General features: G+C 62.9%; 15 protein-coding genes and 1 pseudogene. 8 read left to right on the top strand and 8 right to left on the bottom strand.

The features are described from left to right. Nucleotides 1-191 precede the first annotated feature (191 nt). Nucleotides 192-1292: a hypothetical protein gene (locus FMF02_RS02555; RefSeq protein WP_141412105.1), complete on the top strand. Its 1101-nt coding sequence runs from the start codon at nt 192-194 to the stop codon at nt 1290-1292. A gap of 32 nt (nt 1293-1324) precedes the next feature. Here FMF02_RS02555 and FMF02_RS02550 read toward each other — a convergent pair whose 3' ends face one another. Next, complete coding sequence (locus tag FMF02_RS02550) at nt 1325-1657, bottom strand: DMT family transporter (RefSeq protein ID WP_141412104.1); 333 nt, start codon at nt 1655-1657, stop codon at nt 1325-1327. Between the two features lie 146 nt (nt 1658-1803). Between FMF02_RS02550 and FMF02_RS02545 the strand changes: the two genes are divergently transcribed. Next, nucleotides 1804-2373: a Crp/Fnr family transcriptional regulator gene (locus FMF02_RS02545; RefSeq protein ID WP_141412103.1), complete on the top strand. Its 570-nt coding sequence runs from the start codon at nt 1804-1806 to the stop codon at nt 2371-2373. A 164-nt stretch (nt 2374-2537) separates the two neighbouring features. Further along, nucleotides 2538-3467 carry an EamA family transporter gene (locus FMF02_RS02540; protein WP_141412102.1) on the top strand — a complete coding sequence of 310 codons (930 nt, stop codon included), beginning with the start codon at nt 2538-2540 and terminating at the stop codon, nt 3465-3467. 34 nt (nt 3468-3501) lie between these two features. On the opposite strand, the gene FMF02_RS02535 is transcribed toward FMF02_RS02540, so the two are convergent. After that, entirely contained in the window at nt 3502-4788 is a 1287-nt protein-coding gene (locus tag FMF02_RS02535; RefSeq protein ID WP_141412101.1) for a serine protease, read from the bottom strand. Nucleotides 4789-5192: 404 nt separating this feature from the next. On the opposite strand from FMF02_RS02535, the gene FMF02_RS02530 reads away from it, so the two are divergent. The 5 genes from FMF02_RS02530 to FMF02_RS02510 are packed head-to-tail and all read left to right on the top strand — an operon-like array spanning nt 5193 to nt 9273. Then, on the top strand, nt 5193-5699 hold the full coding sequence (locus tag FMF02_RS02530; RefSeq protein WP_141412100.1) for a nitroreductase family protein: 507 nt from the start codon (nt 5193-5195) through the stop codon (nt 5697-5699). A 43-nt stretch (nt 5700-5742) separates the two neighbouring features. Beyond that, nucleotides 5743-6483 (top strand): (Fe-S)-binding protein, encoded by a 741-nt coding sequence (locus FMF02_RS02525; RefSeq protein ID WP_019131282.1) that lies wholly within the window; start codon nt 5743-5745, stop codon nt 6481-6483. Further along, entirely contained in the window at nt 6480-7856 is a 1377-nt protein-coding gene (locus tag FMF02_RS02520; protein WP_141412099.1) for a lactate utilization protein B, read from the top strand. Before FMF02_RS02525 ends, FMF02_RS02520 begins: the two co-directional genes overlap by 4 nt. Next, nucleotides 7853-8452 carry a LutC/YkgG family protein gene (locus FMF02_RS02515; protein ID WP_141412098.1) on the top strand — a complete coding sequence of 200 codons (600 nt, stop codon included), beginning with the start codon at nt 7853-7855 and terminating at the stop codon, nt 8450-8452. Before FMF02_RS02520 ends, FMF02_RS02515 begins: the two co-directional genes overlap by 4 nt. Next, a complete protein-coding gene (locus FMF02_RS02510) occupies nt 8449-9273 on the top strand; it encodes a 4Fe-4S binding protein (protein ID WP_141412097.1) in 825 nt (274 codons plus the stop codon). The genes FMF02_RS02515 and FMF02_RS02510 overlap by 4 nt, the downstream gene beginning before the upstream one ends. Before the next feature lie 77 nt (nt 9274-9350). Here the strand turns inward: FMF02_RS02510 and FMF02_RS02505 are convergent, their stop codons facing one another. From FMF02_RS02505 to FMF02_RS02485, 6 genes and pseudogenes are all read right to left on the bottom strand, one after another. After that, nucleotides 9351-9806, bottom strand: a complete 456-nt coding sequence (locus tag FMF02_RS02505) for a GNAT family N-acetyltransferase (RefSeq protein WP_141412096.1) — start codon at nt 9804-9806, stop codon at nt 9351-9353. A 2-nt stretch (nt 9807-9808) separates the two neighbouring features. Next, nucleotides 9809-10486: a pentapeptide repeat-containing protein gene (locus FMF02_RS02500; RefSeq protein ID WP_141412095.1), complete on the bottom strand. Its 678-nt coding sequence runs from the start codon at nt 10484-10486 to the stop codon at nt 9809-9811. 4 nt (nt 10487-10490) lie between these two features. Then, nucleotides 10491-11154, bottom strand: a pseudogene (ung, locus tag FMF02_RS02495) (uracil-DNA glycosylase). A gap of 303 nt (nt 11155-11457) precedes the next feature. Then, a complete protein-coding gene (locus FMF02_RS13730; protein WP_019131275.1) occupies nt 11458-11616 on the bottom strand; it encodes a DUF8506 family protein in 159 nt (52 codons plus the stop codon). Further along, the gene (locus tag FMF02_RS02490) at nt 11603-12184 is read right to left on the bottom strand and encodes an ATPase (RefSeq protein WP_019131274.1); all 582 of its coding nucleotides are present in this window, start codon (nt 12182-12184) and stop codon (nt 11603-11605) included. Before FMF02_RS02490 ends, FMF02_RS13730 begins: the two co-directional genes overlap by 14 nt. A 246-nt stretch (nt 12185-12430) precedes the next feature. Next, on the bottom strand, nt 12431-15298 hold the full coding sequence (locus FMF02_RS02485; protein ID WP_141412094.1) for a glycosyl hydrolase: 2868 nt from the start codon (nt 15296-15298) through the stop codon (nt 12431-12433). Nucleotides 15299-15832: the final 534 nt, after the last annotated feature.

Here is a 15832-nt window from a genome sequence, read left to right as displayed (position 1 = left end):
AGCTCGTCCGCGTAGCGTTGTAGGCGCAGACGTCAGCCGTTCCCCGGCTGGATGCTTTTGTCGCGGCCTTTTGGCAGTGCGGGGTATAAGCCGGTTTCGTGCGGGAAAATTCGAAACTTTTTCGCTCGAAACGGCGGCGGGTTCGGATGATTATGCTATTTTTGTCAATCGGATCGATCCGATTTCCCGCAATGAAACGACTTCTTCTCCTCCTCTGCCTGTCGGCCGCCGTGCGCCCCGCTGCGGCGCAGACCGCCGTGTCCGGTTTCGTGCGCAGCCTGCCCGAACGACTGGCGCGGCCGCTCGACGACACGCTCGTCGTGCTGCGCGACCTCGAACTACTCGCCCCGCGGCGGGTGATGCAGTCGTTCGACGTCGTGTCCGATTCTACTATCTACATCTCGCAGTTGGGGGCATTCGAGAACCACGTTCCCGGCCGGACTCGCTCCCACGAGGTCTACGTCTTCGAGGTGCGGCCCGGCTGCGACACGATGCCCCGCATGACGCTCCGCTACTTCGGGCACGGCGCCAACATCGCCGTCGAGGAGTGCGGCGGCACCCGCTACGTCTGGATCGACAGCAATGCCACGCGCGTCGGAGGGGAGTACTGGCAGTCGTGCACCGTGTCGCGCATCCCGTTCCGTGCCGGCACGTGCTGCGACCACGACGGCGGCGAGACCTTCTATTTCGACGACGGCTGTTTCAACCTGCTGCCGGCCGTCGATCGGGCGCACGACCTGCTCTCGATCTCCTACCGCAAGGCGGACGGAACGCACGGCTTCCGCCACTTCCGCCTCTCGGAGGCATTGGAGCTGCCCGACACGGTGCTCCGCGTCGTGCGGACGTGGGGCGGCGAACGGTCGGGCGAGTGCGAGCGTACCGAAGAGCGGGCGATCCGCTGTCGGGATTTGCGGCGGCTCATACCGGTAGGTGGCTTTCTGATGCCGCACGGCGAGGATACCGCCCGCGACTTTTGCAGTTATCCCTTCCAGGGCTTCGACGTCGACGGCCGCTGCTGTTATCTCTTCGAAGGTGCCGGCAACGGCAACAAACCGGCCAACGGCCCCTCCGATGCACGCATCACCGTCACCACGCTCGACGGCGGGATCGTCCATTGGCGTCTTCCCGTCGGGGCCTACTCCGATCTCGAAGGACTTCGTGTGCTGGGGCTGACCGATACGGGATATGCCGAGGCCGAGGGGATCAAACGCAAGGGCGACCGGCTGTGGCTGGGCGTCGCCACCCGCCGTTCGGCCGATGCGGTGCGCAGAGCCAATCTGCTCCGCTATTAGCCGCCGCTGCGCCGGAGGGGCTTCGCGGAAGGCTAATGGGGTTCGCCGACGAGTTTCAACCCGACGATAGCGCCGATGAGCAGCAGCAGGAAGAAGATCCGCGGGAAGGTCGCCGGTTCGTTCAGGAACAGAATTCCCGCCAGCACCGTTCCCACGGCACCGATGCCCGTCCACACCGGATAGGCCGTGCCGATCGGCAACGATTGGGTCGCCTTGGCCAGCAGCGTCATGCTGAGCGCCAGCGACAGCAGGAATCCTGTTCCCCACCAGCAGTATTCGGCTCCCGTGGCCTCTTTCATCTTTCCCAGACAGAATGCGAAGCCGGTCTCGAACAGGCCGGCCACGATCAGTATGATCCAGTTCATCGCGTCGTGTTTTATTCTTTTACGGATGCAAAGTTACCCGTAAAATTCCGTCCGGCGCTTTACATTTGATAAGAAAATCGGAAAAGTGCGCGTGTGCCGGCGACTTTGACTACCTTTGCAGGGAAAACGCTTGCGGACGCATCGTCATGGATATACGTGAAATCATCGACCGGATCTATCGGATGCCGGAGAGTTCCGCCGTCAGGCTGGCGGCCTGCATGTCGAGTCTGTCCCGCCCCAGGGGATACTGCGTGCTGGAAGCGGGGCGTGTGGAGCCGAACCTCTTCTTCATCGGCCGGGGGATCGCACGCGCCTGTATTTCCGCCGACGGGAAAAAGGTCACCTTCTGGATCGGGGCCGAGGGATCGGCGCTCATCTCCCTGAAAAGCTACGTCGACGACGAACCGGGCTACGAAACGGTCGAACTCATGGAGGATTCCCTGTTGTATGTGTTGAAACGCAGCGATTTGGAGCGATTTCTCGCCGAGGACATCCACATCGCCAACTGGGCGCGGCGGTTCGCCGAATCGGAGTTCCTGCGTACGGAGCAGAAATTGATTCCGATGCTTTTCCTTCCGGCTGCCCGGCGCTACGAGACGCTGCTGAGGGAACGCCCCGAACTGTTGCGGCGGGTACCGTTGGAGACGCTCGCCTCCTATCTGGGGATTACGCCGGTGAGTTTGAGCCGGATCCGGGCGCGGGTGAAGTCGAAATAGCGGGGCGTCTTCCGCTGCGGCCTCTTTTTTGCAGTCCGGACGCGGGGTGCGAACCGGCGCTTCGCAACTTTTTTGCGCAATCCGATTTTTTCTCGGCGCATGTTGCGTATCTTTGCCTGCCGGAAAAGGCCGCTTCCGAAGGGGCGGCCGAAATCGATACGACCATGAATGTCAGAACCAAAGGTCTCGTCTGCGGTGCGGTGGCGGCCGCGACCTACGGGATGAACCCGCTCTTCACCCTGCCGCTCTATCATGCGGGAATGACGCCCGACTCGGTGTTGTTCTACCGCTACGCCTTCGCATTGCCGATTCTGGCGGTGATGATCCGTCTGCGAGGGCAGGATTTCAGCCTGCGCCGCTGTGAGATGCTGCCGCTCGTGGCCATGGGTCTGCTCTTTTCCGCCTCGTCGCTCTTTCTCTACATGAGCTATAACTACATGGACGCCGGTATCGCTTCGACGATTCTGTTCGTCTATCCGATCCTCGTGGCGCTCATCATGGCCCTGGGCTTCCGCGAACGCATCACGCCGCTGACGATCTTCTGCATCGCACTGGCCGTTTTAGGCATCGGGCTGCTCTACGAGGGAGACGGCCAGACGCTCAGCCTCACGGGCGTGACGCTCGTGCTGCTCTCGTCGCTTTCCTACGCCGTCTATATCGTGGGCGTCAACCGCTCCGCGCTGGCGGCCTTGCCGACGGTCAAGCTCACCTTCTACGCCCTGCTGTTCGGCCTTGCGATCTACGTCGTGCGGCTCGATTTCCTCTCGGGCCTGCAAGCCGTCCCGTCGTGGTATCTGTGGGGCAACGTGCTGGCGCTGGCGGCGCTGCCGACGGCCGTTTCGCTGCTCTGCACCACGCAGGCCATCCACTACATCGGCTCCACGCCGACGGCCATCCTCGGTGCGCTCGAACCCGTCACGGCGGTCTTCTTCGGCGTGGTGATTTTCCACGAAGAACTTACGGCGCGGCTGGGGCTCGGCATCGCGCTGATACTGGTGGCCGTGACGCTCATCGTCGCCGGCGGGCGGTTCGCCTCTTTCTTGCTTCGCTTCCGGCGGCTCTTTCCCAAACGGCACAGAAAAACGGAAGCCTGAGTTCGGGCTTCCGTTCGGGCGGAGCGTGCTCCGTCTATTCCAACCATCCGCGAATGGCGGCGATCGCCTCTTCGCGCATCGACTCGGGCAGGGTGGCGATGCGCGTGCGGTGCGATCCGCCGGGCTGCACGAAGAGCTTCATGTTGCGCTTGCGGGGCGTCACGGCCCATGCCGCGCCCGATGCCGTCCACGGATCGTTGGCGCCGTAGATCATCACCATGTTCGGGTCTTCGCGTTTGAGGTAGCGGTGCATCCGCCGGTAGAGCGTCCGGTCGAAATCGAGGTCGCGCAGCTCGTCGGGCAGGAAGATCCGCCGCAGGTAGTCTTTGCTGTTGCGGATACTGAGGTATTTGCGCAGGGGGCGCGTGTCGTAGCCGTAGTACCCCAGTTCGCGGGCCGCCTGCACGAAAAACGAGGTCGTCGGCGTTTCACGCACGAAGTATTCGGGGTCGACCGCTCCGATGAAGTAATCGAACAGTTCGTCGTCCGTAGCCGACGTAGCGGGAATCTCGTAGGAGTTCGAGCCCCACTGCCAGAAGGAGAAGGCGTACTCCAATGCGCAGAGGTCGTAGATTTCCGTCAGCGGCGCGCGGAACTCGTATCCCTTTTTGCGGCAGTAGGCTTCGAAACGGGGCATCAGCCGGTCGCGGCGGCGCAGCACCTCCGTCTGGAAACGCTCGACGGCGGCGCGTTCGTCGGCCGTTCCCACGCGGCGCAGGAACTTCTCGTGCCGTCCGTCCTCGCGCGAGCGGTTGACCGGGCCCACATAGGGGACGTAGCCGTCGACGTCGCCGGGGAAGAAGGTCGCGTAGAGCATCGTCGTCGTGCCGCCCTTGCTGATTCCCGTGGCGATCCACTTGCCCGGGTAGATCGTGCCCAGCAGCTGCCGCACGTCGTGCAGGTCGCAGGCCGAAGCTTCGGCCGTGAGGTAGTGCCAGTCGCGCGGGTCGGGCGTCGAGCCGAGGAAATAGCGGTGCTCGACGAAGACGATGTTGGCGTCGAGCAGCTGCGACAGCTCTTCACGGTAATCCGGACGGTAGGCGTATTTCGCGCCGTAACCTTCGGTGACGAGGATCGTCGGCCTGTCGAAGCCGGCGTGCGAGACGACGATGCGGTGCGTGAAAGAGCCCTTTTCGGGGGCCTGCCAGTCGAGCGGCTGGCGCAGGACCAGTTCGTACTTCTCGTCGAAGCGGGTCGATTCTAGCGGCGTCACCTCGACGGCCCGTTCCAGTTTTTCGAGCCGCTGTTGCAGCGGAGTCCGTGCCACGGCCGGCAGCACGAAGACCGCGGCCAGCACCAAAAGTAAAATTCGTCTTTTCATAATTTCGAGTCTGTTCATGTTCACTCTTCGTTTTCTTGCCCCGGCAGCGTTCGGACGGGGTCGGTTCTGTCTAGGCTCGGCAGGACGGCCGCAGTCAGACATTCCGTCTGCAAAGATAGCAAAAGCAAACTTATTTGCGATTGTGCCAGTTCCCTCGCCCGCGCCGTGCGGCCGGAAGGAGCGTATCGGATTCGATTTTTAATTTATGAAATATCGTGCATTCCGGATAATTCCGTGAAATATTTCGTATCTTTGGCTTCGCCGAAGATACTCCGTCTCGGCAATGTTCGAATAAAATTTGACATTGCCCTCGCTTATTCGTATCTTCGTTAGACCGATTGCCCGCCGGCGTCCTCTGCCGGTCGTGGAATGAAAAGTGCAGGAGACGATAAAAAATGAACGGTATGAATTTTCTGGATTTGGTCAAGGCGCGTTATTCGGTGCGGAGTTACCGGCCGCAGGCCGTCGAACGGGAGAAGGTGGAGTATTTGTTGGAGTGTGCGCGGCTGGCGCCTTCGGCGGTCAATTTCCAGCCGTGGCGATTCTTCGTCGTGGCGAGCGATGCGCGCAGGGAGGCCCTGCGACGCTGTTATCACCGCGAGTGGTTCGCCGAAGCGCCGCTCTGCATCGCGGTGTGCGTCGACGAGTCGGTGTCGTGGAAGCGTAAAAGCGACGGACACGACCATGCCGACATCGATGCGGCGATCGCTGCCGAACACATCTGTCTGGCAGCAGCCGAGCAGGGATTGGGGAGTTGCTGGGTCTGCAATTTCGACGTGCCGCTCTGCCGCGAGGCGTTGGAGCTGCCCGCGACGCTGCGACCCGTCGTGCTGATCCCGGTCGGCTATCCGGCCGACGCTCCGGCGCAGAAGAAACGCAAGTCGCCGGACGAGGTCGCCGAATGGCGCTGAGGCGGAAACGGATACCGAAACGGACTTTTTATCGGGAAATACGATGAAGATAGCGCTATTCATACCTTGTTACATCAACGCCCTCTATCCGCAGGTGGGCGAGGCCTCCTACCGGCTGTTGCGGTCGCTGGGGCTCGACGTCGACTATCCGCTCGACCAGACCTGCTGCGGGCAGCCGATGGCCAATGCGGGTTACGAACGCGACGCGCAACCATTGGCCGAACGCATGGAGGAGCTCTTCGCGGGGTACGACTATGTGGTGGGGCCGTCGGCCAGCTGCGTGAGTTTCGTGCGCGAAGGGTATCCCCGCCTGGTGCCGCACGCCGACGGCGGGCCGTGTCTGGCGTCGCGCATCTACGAAATTTGCGAGTTCGTGCACGACGTGGTGCGTCCCGAACGGCTCGACGCCTCGTTCCACCACAAGGTGAGTATCCATAACTCGTGTCACGGCGTGCGGCTGATGGGGCTGAGTACGCCCAGCGAGCTGAACATTCCCTATCGTTCCAAGCTGCGCGACCTGCTGGCGCTGGTCGAAGGGGTCGAGGTTTTCGAGCCTGCGCGCGTGGACGAGTGCTGCGGTTTCGGCGGCATGTTCGCCGTGGAGGAGAAGGAGGTCTCGGTCTGCATGGGGCACGACAAGGTCCGCGACCACATGTCTACGGGCGCCGAGTATATCACGGGGGCCGACAGTTCGTGTCTGATGCACATGCAGGGCGTCATCGACCGCGAACGGCTGCCGATAAAGACCCTGCATATCGTTGAAATCCTGACTGCACGACAATGAGTACACATGCGAAGGCCGCGGCGAAATTCCTCGCCGACAGGGAGCGTGCCGCATGGCACGACCGCGCGCTCTACCACGTGCGCGAGAAGCGCGACCGCATGGCGCACGCCGTTCCCGAATGGGAGGCGCTGCGGCAGGCGGCTTCCGAGATCAAGCTGCACACGCTGTCGCATCTGGGACGCTATCTCGAAGAGTTCGAACGCAATGCGACGGCCAACGGAATGGTCGTCCACTGGGCTTCCGACGCCCGCGAGATGAACCGGATCGTGCTCGACATCCTGCGCCGGCACGGCGGGCGGACGCTCATCAAGAGCAAGTCGATGCTCTCCGAGGAGTGCGGCCTCGCGCCCTTCCTGGCCGGACAGGGGATCGATGCCGTGGAGAGCGACCTGGGCGAGCGGATCATGCAGCTGATGCACCGTCCGCCCAGCCATATCGTGCTGCCGGCGATCCATGTGCGGCGCGAGGAGGTGGGCGAACTCTTCGAACGGGAACTCGGCACGGCGCGGGGCGACAGCGATCCTACCTACCTGACGCACGAGGCGCGCAAACATTTGCGCGGCAAGTTCCTCACGGCCGACGTCGCCATGACGGGCGTCAATTTCGCCGTGGCCTCGGAGGGGGCCTTCGCAGTCTGCACCAACGAGGGCAACGCCGATCTGGGGACGTCGTTTCCCGATCTGCATATCGCGATCATGGGGTTGGAGAAGGTCGTCCCCGACTACCGTTCGCTGGCGGTCTTCACCCGTCTGCTGGCGCGTTCGGCCACGGGGCAGCCCGTGACGGCCTATACGTCGCTGTACCGACGTCCGGAGCCGGGCAAGCAGATCCATGTGGTCATCGTCGACAACGGCCGCACCGAATCGCTGCGCAACGAGGCGCACCGCAACATGCTCAAATGTTTGCGTTGCGGCGCCTGTATGAATACCTGTCCCGTCTACCGGCGGTCGGGCGGTTACTCCTACTCGTATTTCATCCCCGGCCCGCTGGGAATCAACTTGGGGATGCTGCGCTCGCCCGAACGCTATGCGGGCAACGTGTCGGGCTGTTCGCTGTGCTACTCCTGCTCGAACGTCTGTCCGGCGCGGATCGACCTGGGCGAACAGATCTACGCGTGGCGGCAGGAGATGGATGCCGACGGCGTGGCCGATACCCGCAAGAAACTGACGGTCGAGGGAATGGACGTGGTGATGCGGCACAAAACCTTGTTCTACACGGGTTTGAAGCTGATTCCGTGGGTGCCGCGCTTCGTCTATAACAACCGCTTCAACCCGTGGTGCGCCGGCCGCGAGATGCCGCATTTCGCTCGCCGGAGTTTCAACGAACTGTGGAAAGAGGGAAAAATCGCAACGGAAAAAAAGGAAAAACGATGAATACGAAAGAAGCTATCCTGGCACGTCTGGCGCACAGCGGGATGCCCGAGCACCCGATGCCTGCGCTGGATTTCGGGCGCGAAGGGTTCGATGATCCGCTGACGGCGTTCCGGCAGTCGGTGGAGGCGGCGGGCGGCCGCGTGGCGGAGTGGGCGGAAGGTGTTCCGGCCGGAGAGTTGCTGCGGTCGCTCGGATTGGAGGGCCGGCGGGTGGTGTCGGCCGTGGAGGAGATTCCCTCGGCGTTCGATGCGGATGCCGTGGAAGATGCGCGCGAACTGGACGGGATCGACGCGGCCGTGGTCGGCGGAGTGCTGGGCGTGGCCGAGAACGGCGCCGTATGGCTGCCGCAGCGGGCGCGGCACAAGGCGCTCTACTTCGCCGTGGAGTCGCTGGTGATCCTGCTTCCGCGCGACGCGGTGGTCGCCACGATGCAGGATGCCGTCGAAGACCCGCGCTTCGACCGCGATTTCGGCTTCGGCTGTTTCATGTCCGGCCCGTCGAAGACGGCCGACATCGAACAGGCGCTCGTGATCGGTGCGCACGGCCCGATGTCGGTGACGGTGGTGCTGACCGGAGGAAAGGAGGCGGCCCGATGAAACCCGCGAAGAGTTGGATCTGTTACTTTTCCCCGACGGGGACTTCGCGCCGCGTGGCGGAGGCCGTCGGCAGGGGATTGAACTGCACGCAGACGGTCGTTTGCGACGCGACGCACGATGCGGTCTGCGTTGCGGCGGAGCGCGGGGACGCGGCGGTCTTCGCCGTACCCGTCTACGGCGGGCATGCGGCTCCGCTCGCCTTGCGGCGGTTGGATGCCGTGCGGGGCGACGGTACGCCGGCCGTGGTGGTCGTGCTCTACGGCAATCGCGCCTACGAACATGCCGCGTGCGAGCTGGCCGATTTCGTGGCGGCGCGGGGATTCGTGCCCGTGGCTGCGGCCGCTTTCGTCGGCGAGCACTCCTACTCCACGGCGCGTTGGCCGATCGCTGCGGGGCGGCCCGACGGGGACGACTGCGCCGAGGCCGAGGCCTTCGGGCGCGTCGTGGCGGCGAAACTCGCTGCCGGCGGGGTGCGGGCGATCGATGCGAAGAGGTTGCCGACCGTGCGCAACGGGATGCTCTCGATGTGGCGGTTCGTGCGGTTCGTACTCGGTTACCGCCGCAGTCAGAAGCGGCATCCGCAACGGGTGGCGGTCGAGACCTCGGCCGACAGGTGCACGCACTGCGGCCGCTGTGTGAAACTCTGCCCGACGGGAGCCATCGTCGCCGGCGACGAGCTTCGTACCGATGCGGCGAAGTGTATCCGCTGCTGTGCTTGCGTCAAGGGATGTCCCGTCGGCGCACGCAGCTACGATTCTCCCTTCGCACCCGTGCTGTCGCGTAATTTCGCGCAACGCAAGCGCAACCTCACGCTCATGTAGGGCGTGCACGACGCGCAGTCATGAGACCGGAACTTCGGGTTCCGGTCTTTTTCATGCCGATTCGGGGTTGTGGAACTCTATTCGGTGCCGAGCGGTTGTTCGAGCAGGATCATGTCGCGCAGCAGGACGCCCTCCTCGACGATCGGGTGGTCGTAATTGCGGGTAAAAAAGTCGTGGATGCGGCCTGCGGGGCGGAAGCCGCACTGCGCGTAGAAGCGGAGTGTCGAGGGCGTTTCGCCCGTGCCGACCCGCAGCGTGCGGTAGCCTTGCTCAGCATAGCGGCGGACGACGAATGCGACCATTCGCCGGCCGTGGCCCTGCCGCTGGCGGCAGGGTTCGACGGCGAGGTTTTTCAGTTCGCAGCAGCCGTCGCCCTCGTCGGTGACGACCGCGACGGCGCACGGGTCGGGATCGAAACAGACGAAGAGGCTTCCGTGCGGCAGGTAGCGCATCACCATCTCCTCCTGTTCGTCGCCGACGAGCAGCAGCGGCAGGTAACGGCGTTTGTCGCCGGTAATTTCGCGGATCTCCATGGTTATTCGGTCTCTTCGGCGGTTTGGGTGCGGACGACGACGCCCAGCAGCGGCAGCAGGTCGAGGGCCTGGCTCGGGGCGACGATAGCGCCCCGCAGGTCGTCGACGGTCAGCCGCAGGTCGCCGAGTTGCGACTGCCTGAGGTCGATGCCGCGCAGCGGCGTATGCGAAAACTCGGTGCTGCGCAGCGTGCAGCCCTCGAAGGCGACGCCGTCGAGGCGGCAGTCGTTCAGCGCCGCTTCCGTCAGGTCGCACTCCGTGAAGCGTACCTGCCGCAGGCGGCTGCCCGACAGGTTGAGGTAGCGGCCGTTGCAACGTTCCAGCCGTACGTGGTTGAGCGTGGCGTCGGGCAGGGCGGCGCCCAGCAGTTTGCAGCCGACGAACTCCACGCGGTTGAGCGCCGCACCGTCCAGCGCGAGGTTCGAGAGATCGCACCCTTCGAAACGGATGTCGCTCAATTGTGCGCTGTGCAGCCGGCAGTCGGTGAAGGTCACGTTGCGGAAGAGGCAGTTGTGCCAGAGAGCGTGCTCGGCGGCGAGCGGGCCGACCGTACCGCGTTCCACGCTTCGGTCCGTCCAGTCGTCCGCCTGTTGCGACAGGATGCCGGCGTCGACTGGGAGCATGGCTTCGAGCCGGAGTGCGGCGGGGCAGGCGACCGTTTTTTTCTTCGTGGGTTTCATCGTATCACCATTCGATTTCGGGGATGCCGTGCGCGCGCAGGTAGGCGTTGGCGCGGCTGAAATGGCGGCAACCGAAGAACCCCCGGTCGGCCGACCGGGGCGAGGGGTGCGCCGCCGTGAGCACGAGATGGCGTTCGGGATCGATCAGCGCCGCCTTCTGCTGCGCGGCTGCGCCCCAAAGCAGGAAAACCAGGTGGTCGCGCCGCTCGTTGAGGCGGCGGATCACGGCGTCGGAGAACTCCTCCCATCCGCGGCCGCGATGCGATCCGCTCCGGAAAGCGCGTGTGGTGAAGATCGTGTTCATCGACAGGACGCCTTGTGCGACCCAACGTTCCAGCCGTCCCGATGCGGGGACGGGGTGCCCTGTGTCGTCGTGTACTTCGCGGAAGATGTTTTGCAGCGAGCCGGGAATCGGCACGCCGTCGGGCACCGAGAAACAGATTCCGTAGTAGAAACCGCGGGTCGGGGTAGGGATCCTGTCCCAGAATGACGACCCGCACGCGGTCGAACGGGCAGAGGTTGAAGACGCGGAAGAGATCGCCGTTGACGGGACAGACGCGCTGCGTGCGGTACTCCTCGCGCACGAACGCCGCCAGCCGCGCGAAATAGGGTTTGTCGAACTCTTCCTGCAACTGCGAACGCCAGCTCTCTTCGATTTTGACTTGCATGGGGCGGTTGTATTTTATGCGAAAGTTACGGTTTTTCGTCCGGAATTGCAACGGCTCTTCGCTCTTTTAGCGGGGTGAGGGGTGGTTTCGGGCGATTCGATCGGCGTGTCGCAGCCTGCGGAGGGGAGCCATGGCGAACCGCCGTTGCAGGTTGCAGTTCGCGCGGTTCATGGGGCCGCTGAACGGGGGGACGGTTTCCGGTTGGAAATCTGTTCGTCCGGCGATCTCCTGCGACGAACTTCCGTCTATGAAAAAGCCCCGACTCTGCGGGAGCCGAGGACGAAATTCCTGCGGACGGGAGAGCTATTCCAGCTCCTGAGCCTTGATGCAGACGACCTTGCCGTCACGGACGACGACCAGTTCGCCGTTCTCCTTCTTCGTCTTCTCGATCAGGCGTTTACGTGCCAGGAGAATGCCTGCGTTGATCTTTTCTTGAAGTTGTTTTATTTCAATTTCGCTCATAGCTCATGAATTGTTGGTAGGCTAACGGATTTTCGATGTGCTTTGTTGTATCGTTCTCTCCCGTCGCGATGATCCGGATTTCGGCATCGGCGGAGCTGTTGTCGTAGATGACCCAGTAGTCGCACAGCGGAGCGTAGAGTGCGACCATGTTGCGCATGCCGGTGGCATAGCGGCGGCGGATCACCTCCTCGGGAATATCGTGACCGCCCTTGCTCACCCGCGTTGCGACGCGCACGATAGCCAGTTCCGGCGTGGGAAGCCAGAAGAAAAGCAGCGAAACGAAGTACCCCATCGCGTGAGCCTGATCGATGAACTTCACATAGGAGCGTGTGGCGAGCGTCGTCTCGAAGGCGAAGTCCTCGCCGGCGATCAGCAGGTCGTCCATGCGTTGCAGCATCAGCCTCCCCGCGTCGATGGCGACGCTTTCGGGGTTGAACGGCGAGAGGCCCTTGGCGATTTCGTCGGCATTGACGAATTCGCGGCAGTCGAGCATCTCCGGCAACACCGTATAGGAAGCCGTTGTCTTACCGGCGCCGTTGCATCCCGCTATGATGTAGAGTTTCGGCATGTGTGGCATTATCGTAGGGGCAAATATAATCATTAATTTGGAAATTCGCCCAAACACCGTTCCATAAAATGCCGAACCGACCGGCAGACCCGCTGCGGGGCGGTTCGCTCTGCATTCGGCTGTTGGATGTCGGCGGATCGCAGAGGCAGGTCGGTCGGGAACGCCGCCGTCGGGGCCTCCTGCCCGCAAGGAACGAGGCCGTTCCTGTGCGGGAACGGCCTCGTCCGGAAGAGCGGGAGGGGAGTGTCAGTCGCGGTAGAGGTCGGGCCCCCACGTCAGACCGCAGGGATTGACTACCTGCTTGTATTTGAAGTTGCTCCACTTGACCATCGTGGGATTCTCTTTGAGCGAGAGCATGTAGTTGCCCAGTGTGGTCGTGAGGACGAGTTTCAACTCGTTTTTGCCCGGACGGAGCAGCTTCGCGACATCGTAGACGTGGCGGCCGTGCCATACCGTACCGGCCTTTACGCCGTTGACGTAGAGTTCCGAAACGCAGTTTTCCACGCCGAATTCCATGTGCGCGCATTCGCCGGGACGGACGTCGAGCGTCGTGCGGTAGACGATCTGGCCGGAGAAGGATTCGAAACGCTTCTCCTTGCCCAGGTCGAACAGACGGTCGGTTTCGAGTTCGGCGACGGTGCCGTCGTAGTGGTTGAGCGTGACGTTCCAATGCAGGGCCCGACGTTCGGCGGGACCTTCGAGCCGTGCGTCGGCCGTGGCGGTCGCAGCGCCCCTGACCGGTTTGTCGAAGACCAGCAGCCGCGATTCGGTGGGTTCGAGGTGCAGTTTGAGCCGCGTCCCCGTGTCGGGCAGCAGTGCGCGCTCGCCCGTCATCGGATCCCACAGCCACATGCGCCGTCCGCGCAGGTCGATGTTGAACTCGGTGTCGAGCGTATAAGCTTCCGTAAGGCTGTAATTGGCGAAGAAGAAGATGTCGAGATTGCCCGCCTTGTAGTGGTTCTGGTTGACGAATGCCTGCGGATTGTCGATGCGGACGGCGGGTGTCAGTCCGTATTTCTGCTGCAACTCCTTGTACCAGGCGATGAGGTGCCCCTTGCGCGGCGCCTCGACGTGGAGGATCCGGTCGGGGTACTGCTTCATCAGGTCGGCCGTCAGGCGTTGCACCTCCTTGTCGCCGCCTTCGAGACCCGCCAGACCGGGGGCTTTCGAGGGGGTCGAGCCGACGAAGAAGACCTTGCCGCCGGCAGCGGCGTAGCGGCCGATCGCGGCGAGCGTCTCGGGCGAGATCGTCTCGACTTCGAGCAGCAGCAGCGCCTTGTAGCTGCGGTCGCCGTACTCGATCCGTCCGTCGGCGAACGTGCTGCGTTGCAGGATCGATTCGGTGAGGTAGTCGCAGCCGCCGCCGTTCTGGTGAACGGCCTCCCAAAGCGTGTTGACGTAGAAGGGGCGCCACTTGCCGGGCGAAGGTTCGAACTGCGGCGCCAGGTAGGTCCACATGTCGACGAGCGGCTGCATGAGCGCGATGTCGGTCTGCATCTCGGAGTTGCGCAGGACGGTCGACAGGCGGGCCTTGTAGGAGATCCATTCGGGGAAGAAGCGCCACAGCGGGTTGCGTTCGTTGTAGAACGTACCGTAACGCACCCAGCCCGGGAACGGCGCCTCGGCGGGAGAGTAGTTGTAGCCGTGGAGCACGGAGTGCGTCACGCCCGACAGGTTGCTCAGGTCACCCGTGATCTTGATGCGTTCGAGCGTCTCGTTGAAGACGAAGCGCGTGTTGGTGATCTCCTCGCAGCTGACGACGTTCTTGCCCGAGAGATGCGCGCCCGAAGCGACGAACTTGTTGACCATCTTGTAGCCGTGTCCCGACATCTTGTCGTCGGGGAAGATCTCGCCGTTCTCCTTGTGGTACCACGTCTCGCATTCGGGAATGTCGACGTCCATGAGCGACTCGACGGGCATACAGCCCTTGCCGTAGGCCTGGATGCGCGACTTGACGCCGCAGGCGCGGCACCATGCGTTCAGTTCGTCGAGGAAACGCTCCTTGAAGAGCTCGGCCAGCGTCAGTTCGTAGTCGTAGCGCATGCGGTAGATGCGCTCCATCACGTCGGGTTCGATCCGGGCGCCGTAGGGCGTTTTGATCTCGTTGCCGTAGGGGCCTACCTTTTTCAGGATCAGCGGGTAGTAGGTGTAGAGGTCGTATCCGCGCCGTTTCTGGAACTCTTCGCGGATGTCCTTGCACCAGTTGGAGCCTTCCAGCTCGAAGCTGTCGGTGAAGAACGAGCGGATGCGGTCGTGGAGGTTGCCGACGACGGGGCGCATGGCATCGGACATCCGGTTGAGGTAACGGCGCACGGCCTCGGCGTTGAAGTGGTCGAGCACCGGCCCGCGGGCACCCAGCGCACCGTGGATCACGCCCATGTAGCCGGTGTGCTTGACCACGACGTAGGCGATGTGGCGGCCGGCCGGAACGTCGATCGTCACCTCCTGCGCTCCCGGCGCGAAGGTCACGGGCGTGCCGGGGATGAGTTCGGTGATGTGGGCGGGGAAGAGCCGCACCTCGATCAGTTCGGAGAGTTTGTCGCGATTGGCCGAGAGCAGTTTGGGCGTGGCGCTTCGGATGAGGTCGTCGGTACGGACGGTCACTTTGCAGGGGCCTTCGAACTCCATCGTGCCGAGGGCCATCATCTTGATCTGCTCGTCGCGCGAGAGGAACTCGGCGCCGAACGGCCAGCCCGAGCCGACGATCAGGTCACTGTACATGCCGCGCGCGGCGGCTTCGCGCATGGTGAAGTCGACCAGTTCCAGCCAGCGGTCCGATAGCCAGGGCACCTGTGCGAAGCCCAGCGTGTCCTTGTAGCGGTCGGGGAAGGCGATGGAGTTGATCTCCACGCCGCCGAAGCCGGCGCGCTGCATCGAGTCGAGCTCGCGCACGATCTCCTTTTCGCAGACGCGCGTACCGTTCCACCACCAGCGGGCGAAGAGCTTCGACGAGCTGTCGGGCGTGCGGAATTTCTCGTAGAGTTTGCTTGCGGGAACCTCTTTCAGGAAGGCGTCGCCCGTCAGGTCGCCCCCTTTCGGGGCGGCTGCGGCGTCGGGTGCGGAGAGGGACAGTGCGGTAGCGATACCGAAGGTGAGAAGTAGTTTTTCGATCATCGTTTTTTTTTGTTTGGGTATAATTTACAGGGTAAAGATAGGAATAAATTATTCCGGCAGCAGGGTGCCGGATATGGAAAAGATTATTCGTTTTGGTATTTCTGTTATAGATTTTGATCCGGAGGGTCGGAGGCGGCCGGTCGACCGGTCGGGTGTCCATGCGGTGCGTGGGGATCGGCGGTATGTATTTTTTTGCGGGGAAAGGTCGGTCCGGAAGCGGTCGGAACGATTGCGGACGGAGGTATCGATTAATCGTTTTGACCGGAGGCGAAGACTCCTTGTTCGGGGCGTAACGATGCGGATACGGGGTTTGCGGACGGTGCGGATGCAAAATGCCTGTGTCCGTCCGCAGAGGGGCTTCCGCTTTCGACGTACCTGTATTTCGCCGAGGCCGGCGTTTCGGCGAGTTGCGGTTTTGCCTTAGGGTGGCTTTTCTGCCGGCATTACCCGACGATGCCGCCCGATCTGTCGGAGATCGGTTCCGGAGCAAAATTGCGGGTAAGCATGAATGTCCGGTGTAGAAGTCGCGGTTTT

Source organism: Alistipes communis (assembly GCF_006542665.1).
In the GTDB taxonomy this organism is placed as follows: Bacteria; Bacteroidota; Bacteroidia; order Bacteroidales; family Rikenellaceae; genus Alistipes; species Alistipes communis.
Note: the sequence above shows the minus strand (reverse complement) of the source record. Positions and strands in the feature narration are given on the sequence as shown.

Excerpts from the sequence above, each read along its gene's own strand:
- FMF02_RS02520 (WP_141412099.1), top strand. The coding sequence starts at position 6,480 with ATGAGTACACATGCGAAGGCCGCGGCGAAATTCCTCGCCGACAGGGAG.
- FMF02_RS02505 (WP_141412096.1), bottom strand. The coding sequence starts at position 9,806 with ATGGAGATCCGCGAAATTACCGGCGACAAACGCCGTTACCTGCCGCTG.
- FMF02_RS02540 (WP_141412102.1), top strand. The coding sequence starts at position 2,538 with ATGAATGTCAGAACCAAAGGTCTCGTCTGCGGTGCGGTGGCGGCCGCG.
- FMF02_RS02530 (WP_141412100.1), top strand. The coding sequence starts at position 5,193 with ATGAATTTTCTGGATTTGGTCAAGGCGCGTTATTCGGTGCGGAGTTAC.
- FMF02_RS02510 (WP_141412097.1), top strand. The coding sequence starts at position 8,449 with ATGAAACCCGCGAAGAGTTGGATCTGTTACTTTTCCCCGACGGGGACT.
- FMF02_RS02545 (WP_141412103.1), top strand. The coding sequence starts at position 1,804 with ATGGATATACGTGAAATCATCGACCGGATCTATCGGATGCCGGAGAGT.
- FMF02_RS02500 (WP_141412095.1), bottom strand. The coding sequence starts at position 10,486 with ATGAAACCCACGAAGAAAAAAACGGTCGCCTGCCCCGCCGCACTCCGG.
- FMF02_RS02485 (WP_141412094.1), bottom strand. The coding sequence starts at position 15,298 with ATGATCGAAAAACTACTTCTCACCTTCGGTATCGCTACCGCACTGTCC.
- FMF02_RS02555 (WP_141412105.1), top strand. The coding sequence starts at position 192 with ATGAAACGACTTCTTCTCCTCCTCTGCCTGTCGGCCGCCGTGCGCCCC.
- FMF02_RS02515 (WP_141412098.1), top strand. The coding sequence starts at position 7,853 with ATGAATACGAAAGAAGCTATCCTGGCACGTCTGGCGCACAGCGGGATG.
- FMF02_RS02490 (WP_019131274.1), bottom strand. The coding sequence starts at position 12,184 with ATGCCGAAACTCTACATCATAGCGGGATGCAACGGCGCCGGTAAGACA.
- FMF02_RS13730 (WP_019131275.1), bottom strand. The coding sequence starts at position 11,616 with ATGAGCGAAATTGAAATAAAACAACTTCAAGAAAAGATCAACGCAGGC.
- FMF02_RS02550 (WP_141412104.1), bottom strand. The coding sequence starts at position 1,657 with ATGAACTGGATCATACTGATCGTGGCCGGCCTGTTCGAGACCGGCTTC.
- FMF02_RS02535 (WP_141412101.1), bottom strand. The coding sequence starts at position 4,788 with ATGAAAAGACGAATTTTACTTTTGGTGCTGGCCGCGGTCTTCGTGCTG.
- FMF02_RS02525 (WP_019131282.1), top strand. The coding sequence starts at position 5,743 with ATGAAGATAGCGCTATTCATACCTTGTTACATCAACGCCCTCTATCCG.